Origin of the sequence: Pseudomonas sp. ACN5, from assembly GCF_002303975.1 — a bacterium.
GTDB lineage: Bacteria > Pseudomonadota > Gammaproteobacteria > Pseudomonadales > Pseudomonadaceae > Aquipseudomonas > Aquipseudomonas laurylsulfatiphila.
On sequence record NZ_MRCP01000015.1, the window covers coordinates 186,934 to 193,273 of the forward strand.

3 protein-coding genes and 2 pseudogenes are annotated in these 6,340 nt (G+C 62.5%); 3 read left to right on the forward strand and 2 right to left on the reverse strand.

All coding sequences use genetic code 11. The features are described 5' to 3' along the window. Positions 1-180: 180 nt before the first annotated feature. Both BSF40_RS25025 and BSF40_RS25030 read right to left on the reverse strand, forming a co-directional pair. Positions 181-1,671: an aldehyde dehydrogenase family protein gene (locus BSF40_RS25025; RefSeq protein ID WP_095967244.1), complete on the reverse strand. Its 1,491-nt coding sequence runs from the start codon at positions 1,669-1,671 to the stop codon at positions 181-183. Positions 1,672-1,772: 101 nt separating this feature from the next. Further along, on the reverse strand, positions 1,773-2,162 hold the full coding sequence (locus tag BSF40_RS25030; protein WP_095967245.1) for a cytochrome c family protein: 390 nt from the start codon (positions 2,160-2,162) through the stop codon (positions 1,773-1,775). A 282-nt stretch (positions 2,163-2,444) separates the two neighbouring features. On the opposite strand from BSF40_RS25030, the gene BSF40_RS25035 reads away from it, so the two are divergent. From BSF40_RS25035 to BSF40_RS33625, 3 genes and pseudogenes are all read left to right on the forward strand, one after another. Beyond that, on the forward strand, positions 2,445-3,767 hold the full coding sequence (locus BSF40_RS25035) for a hypothetical protein (RefSeq protein ID WP_095967246.1): 1,323 nt from the start codon (positions 2,445-2,447) through the stop codon (positions 3,765-3,767). A 252-nt stretch (positions 3,768-4,019) separates the two neighbouring features. Continuing rightward, a pseudogene (locus BSF40_RS33620) lies at positions 4,020-4,550 on the forward strand (cache domain-containing protein); the annotation flags it as partial. A gap of 372 nt (positions 4,551-4,922) precedes the next feature. Next, positions 4,923-5,948: pseudogene (locus BSF40_RS33625) on the forward strand (methyl-accepting chemotaxis protein); the annotation flags it as partial. Between the last annotated feature and the right edge of the window lie 392 nt (positions 5,949-6,340).

A 6,340-nucleotide genomic window follows, 5' to 3' on the forward strand; every position in this document is an offset into this window, starting at 1 on the left:
TCCTCTTACAGATTCACGCAAATCAAACTGTAGGAGCTGGCTTGCCAGCGATGGTCGTTAACGATAACGCGTGTGAACCGGATAAACGCGGCGCACTTGAGCCCATCGCCGGCAAGCCGGCTCCTACAAGACCGCATTATCTTGACGTTTTTCGCGAGCAAGCTCGCTCCTACAGGTTGATCAATGCGCGATACACACCGACTTGAGCTCGGTGTAAGCCTCGATCACCGCTCGACCAAACTCGCGGCCCATGCCCGATTGCTTGACGCCACCGAACGGCATTGCCGGGTCGAGCAGCACGTGGGCGTTGACCCACACCGTGCCGGCTTCGATACGCGGCACCAGGTTCATGGCTTTGCCCAGGTCATTGGTCCACAGGCTCGCGGCCAGGCCGTAGCGGTTGTCGTTGGCCAGTTCGATCACGGCGTCTTCGTCGTCGAACGGCATCACGCCCAGTACCGGGCCGAACACTTCTTCGCGGGCCACGGCCATGCTGTGGTCGATGTCCGCCAGGATGGTCGGCTGCACGAAGAAGCCGTCGCCCTCCAGCAATTCACCGCCGGTGACCACCCGCGCACCTTCCCGGCGGGCCAGTTCGATGTGCTTGAGCACGCTTTGTTGTTGCTTGCGCGACACCAGCGGGTTGATCGCCGCGTCGCCGTTCATGCCCGCGCCAATCGGCATCGCCGAGACCGCGGAGGCCAGGGCCTCGACGAATCTGTCGTGGATCGAGCGGTGCACATAGAAGCGCGATGCCGCAGCGCAAACCTGGCCGTTGTTCAGCAAGCCACCGAGGATCGCCCCTTGCACGGCTTTTTCGATGTCGGCATCGGCGAGCACGATCATCGGGTTCTTGCCGCCCAGTTCCAGGGAGAAGCGCGTCATGTTTTCCATGCACGCCACGCCGACGCTCTTGCCCACGGCGGTGGAACCGGTGAACGACACCTTGCTCACCAGTGGGTGCGAGGTCAGCACGCCACCGACCGAGGCACCGCCACCGGTGACCACGTTGAACACGCCGGCCGGGATGCCCGCTTCCAGCGCCAGCTCGGCCAGGCGCATGGCGGTCAGCGGGGTTTCCATCGCCGGCTTGATGATCACCGTGCAACCGGTGGCCAGGGCCGGCATCAGCTTCCAGCTGGCGATCAGCAGCGGGAAGTTCCACGGCACGATGCCGACCACCACGCCCACCGGCTCACGCTTGGTGAACGCAGTGAATTTCGCGCCCGGTGGCAGGGGGATCGACACGTCGAAGGTCTGCCCTTCGATCTTGGTCGCCCAGCCGGACATGTAGCGCATGAATTCCACGGTGGCGTTCAGGTCCAGCGCGCGGGCCATGTTGATCGACTTGCCCTGGCTCAGGGTTTCCAGTTGGGCCAGTTCTTCGGCGTGTTCTTCGACCAGGCGGGTGAAGTTCAGCAGGATGCGCTCGCGGTCGGCCGGGCGCAGGCTCGACCACACGCCGGATTTGAACGCCTTGTGCGACGACTGTACGGCGCGCTCGACGATCTCCAGCGGCGCATCCAGGGTTTCGCACAGGGTTTGCCCGGTGGCCGGGTTGACCACGGCGATGCTGTCGCCCTCGGCAAACACCCACTGGCCGTCAATGAAGCAGCCGTGACGACGCTCGAGGAATGCAGCCACCTGGGGCAGGATTTCAACGTTGCTCATAATTCACCTTTCATTCAGGTGCAGGAGCCGACTCAAGGCCGTCTTCGCTGGCAAGCCAGCTCCCACAGGGGTTGGTGGTTGTCAGGCGCAAATTCGACTGATCAATGTTGTTCTTTGAGGAAGCATGCGACCGCCTGGCGGTCGTCGGCGGAAGCCAGGCCCATGTACGGCATGTAGGTGCCCGGCACGAAGGCCTGGGGCTGAGTGATCAATTGCGTGATGTTCTCGGCTTGCCAGCTGACGTCTTTGTCGCGCATGGCCTGGGAGTAGCTGAAGCCCGGCAGCGAGCCGGACTTGCGCCCATACACGCCGAACAGATTCGGCCCCATCATCCCGGTCGTACCCTGGGTCACCGCGTGGCAGACGCTGCACTCAGTGGCAAACACTGCGGCACCACGCTGGGTATCCGTGGCGCACTCGGCGGCAGACACCGCTTGAACCAGGGTGAAGGACAGCAAGCCGATGAGGGACAAACGCAGCGAAGTGAACATAAGAAAACGCCCTTGAAAATCCACGCGCTCGCCAGCAGGCGAACACAACACCAAAAAACGCCGAGGCCAGGGTGCTTCGGCAGCTTGGTGGGGATTGTCGGTGGTCGCCGGTACGCAGGTTTTGCCCTGCGTGCCAGTTATGTTGGCGGGGCTGCCAAACCGGACAATCTGGCATGCACAACCAACTAATTGGCAAACAGGGAAAAGGGCAAACGAAAGCCGCGACTTAGTATCCGGGCAGACCGCAAACCTGCGCTCAAGAACAAGAACGGATGCCACACCATGCTCAAGTCCCCCTTGCTTCGTCTCTCGACGCTCGCGCTGATGATCAGCGCCGGCCAGGCCAATGCCTATGAGCTGTACGCCGATGACGACAGCCATCTGAACGCTACCCTCGAAGCCGCGTTCGGCATTTTCCACAGCCAGGAAAACTACGCCCTGTCCGGCCGTCTCGACGAAGGTTCCTCGTCGTGGCGCGAGGGCTACATCAAATACGGTTTGAGTTTCGACAAGGGCCTGGGCGGTGCGGGCACGGCTTACGGCGCGGGCAACCTGCTCAGCTCCGGCACTTGGGGCGATGGCGATGCCGCCGGCTTCAGCGATGGCACCGAACGCACCACCAAGTTCGAAGACGCCTACCTCGGCTGGCGTTCGGCCGACCTGTTTGGCGCATTGGGCAAGGACGGTGTGGACCTGTCCTTCGGCCGCCAGAACATCGTGGTCGGCGATGGCTTCCTGATCAACGGCGACGCCCTGAACATGGGCAAGGGCCTGGCCGACGGCGAGTTCAACCGTGGTGGCGCCTACTACCTGGCCGCCCGCAAAGCCTTCGACGAAACCGCCGTATTGCGTCTGGGCGGCAAGGAAGGCTGGCGCAGCGACCTGATGTGGCTCAAGTCCGACAACCGCGCCCAGGCCAAGACCGAAATGTACGTCGGCACCCTGGAGCACGTGGCCGAGGCCGGCACGGTGGGCCTGACCTACATCAAGACCACCGACATCGACGAGCAGTACGCCTCGCCGATCCAGCTCGAACGCGACGGCATGAAGACCTACAGCCTGCGCGCGGCGGGCAATGCCGGGGTGAAAGACCTGTTCCTGTCCGGTGAGTACGCCAAGCAGGACAAACCCCACGCCGCCACCGAAGACGCCTGGTACCTGGAAGCGGGCTGGACCTTCTCCGACGCGATCTGGACCCCGAACGTCAGCTACCGCTACAGCCGCTTCTCGGAAGGCTACGACACCTTGTTCTACGGTATGAGCCGTGGTTATGGCACCTGGTTCCAGGGTGAAGTGGCGGGCAACTATGCCGGGCCGTTCAACAGCAACTCGCGGATTCAGAACGTCGGGCTGAAAGTCTCGCCGCTGGAAAACCTTAACCTGGGCGCGCTGTACTTCAACTTCGACACCATCGACCGCAGCCTGGGCAATACCGACGGCCACGAAGTCGACCTGTATGCCGAATGGCACGTCAACGACCACCTGACCGTGATGCCGCTGGTGGGCATCTTCCAGCCGGACAAGAGCGCCGAAAACGGCGGCACGCAACTGGGCAACAACGACCGGAACGTCTATGCCCAACTGCTGTTCGTCACCGGTTTCTAACCTCGGTCGTGGGCAATGGCAGCGTCATTGCCCACGTGGAAAAAGGTATTTCCAATGCACAAGAAACTCCTGACGATCCAGAGCAAGATCGCCCTCCTCGCCGGGCTCTGCCTGCTGCTGGTCGTCGGCTTGTTGATGGGCTTGTCGCTCTATCAGACCCACAAGAGCAGCCGGCAGGTTGCACAAGCCAGCGGTGACATGCTCGCCAATGCGGCCAGGGAGCACATGCAGGCCCTGGGCAAAGTGCAGGCCATGCAAGTGCAACGCACCTTCATACAGACCCACGAATACGGCCAGGGATTATCGCGCTACCTGTTGTACCTGCGACAGCTGCAACAACAGGGCAGCCTGACCCGCCAGCAACTGCGCCGGGAGCTGAGTACCCAGCTTCACCAGGCCCTGATCGACAAGCCCGACCTGCTCGGGCTTTATGTCATTTTCGAACCCGGTGGACTCGACGGCGACGACGCTGTTTTCGCCCACCAGGCGGACATTGGCAGCAATGAAACCGGGCGCTTCGCCCTGTATTGGGTGCAGAGCAAACCGGGCGAACTGCAAGCGGTGATCGGCGACGAAGGCCTGCTCGCCAACACCGAGCCGGGGCCGAGCGGCGCGCCCTACAACGCCTTCTATACCTGTGCCCGCGACACCCGTCAGGCCTGTGTGCTCGAGCCCTATTTCGACGAGGCGTCCGGCAGCCGCAAACTGGTGACCAGCGTGGCCTTCCCGCTGCTGGAAAACGGCAAGGTGATCGCCGTGGTCGGGCTCGACATCAACCTCGCCGCCCTGCAACAGAACAGCCAGGCCAGCGCCCGTGAGTTGTTCGAAGGCAACGGTCAGATCAGCATCGTCAGCCCGCGCGGGGTGATCTCTGCCAACAGCCAGGACGTCAGCCGCCTCGGCCAGCCGATGGACAACATCGAGGTGATGGACGCCTTGCACCAGGGCAAACCCAAGGTGTTTGTCGACGCCCGGCAGATCGAGGTGCTTGAGCCGCTGTCACCGATTGCCGGCGCCGCGCCGTGGGGCGTGCTGGTCGGCGTGCCGCAAGACGTCTTGCTGGCGCCGGTGACCACCTTGCAAAAAGAGCTCGATGCCCAAGGCGTGCAAAGCACCGCGCTGGAGTTGCTCCTCGGTGGCGGCTCGGCCCTGCTCGGCCTGCTGTTGATCGGGTACACGGCGCGGCGCATTACCCGGCCGCTGCAAGTGCTGACCCGCGTGATGGAGGATATCTCCCTCGGCGAAGGCGACCTGACCCGGCGCCTGCAGGTGCAATCGCGGGATGAAATCGGCCAACTGGCGACCGCCTTCAACCGCTTTGTCGAACGCATCCACCAGTCGATGCGCCAGGTGTCCTCGGCGGCCCTCGGTGTCAATGAAGGGGCGCGGCGCGTGCTGGATGCATCGAACGCTTCGCTGAGCAATTTCGACGATCAATCCACCCGCACCAGCAGCGTGGCGGCGGCGATCAACCAGTTGGGCGCGGCCGCCCAGGAGATCGCCCACAACGCCAGCGATGCCTCGCATCAGGCGTCCAGTGCCCGGCAACAGGCCGAAGACGGACGCCAGGTGGTGCAACGCACGATCGAGGTAATGAACGAACTGTCGGGAAAGATCAGTGCCTCGTGCGCCAACATCGAAGTACTCAACGACAAGACCGTGAACATCGGACAGATCCTCGAAGTGATCAAGGGCATCTCCCAACAGACCAACCTGCTGGCGCTCAACGCGGCCATTGAAGCGGCGCGGGCCGGTGAAGCGGGTCGTGGCTTTGCGGTAGTGGCGGACGAAGTGCGCAGCCTGGCCGGACGCACCCAGGCCTCGGCGCTGGAAATCCAGCAGATGATCGAAGAGCTGCAAGTGGGCGCACGGGAATCGGTCACCACCATGACCGAGAGCCAGCGCCACAGCGAAGAAAGCGTCACCATCGCCAACCTCGCCGGCTCCCGCCTGGGCAGCGTGACCCAGCGCATCGGCGAGATCGACAACGTCAACCAGTCCGTCGCCGCCGCCACGGAAGAACAGACGGCGGTGGTCGAGGCCTTGAATGTCGACATCACCCGGATCAACAGCCTGAACCAGCAAGGGGTGGAGAATTTGCAATCGACATTGCGCGCTTGTACCGAGTTGGAGCAACAGGCCGGGCGGTTGAATCAGTTGGTGGGGAGTTTTCGGATCTGAGATCGGAGTTGCCTGATACATCGCCTTCGCGAGCACGCTCGCTCCCACAATTGGATCTCTGCCATACACAAATCTTGTGTTCACCAGAGATCCCTGTGGGAGCGGGCTTGCCCGCGAAGAGGCCAGCACATCCAACATCACCGTCGCCTGACACCCCGCCTTCGCGAGCAAGCCCGCTTGTATGGTAGGACTTGAAGGGAGGAGGAGGGACAAAGCCCGATTCTGACTGTTAGCGCAGTACAGATCCGTGGGAGATTTCGCCCCTCCTCCTTTCACCCAAGCGCCGATAAAGAATGCATCTGGCTAGACCGACGATAGGAACAAGCCTGCGCCTCTGGGTGAGCCCTTCAAGTGCTCAAAACCATATCCCGGAGGAAATCCAATGGCAATGC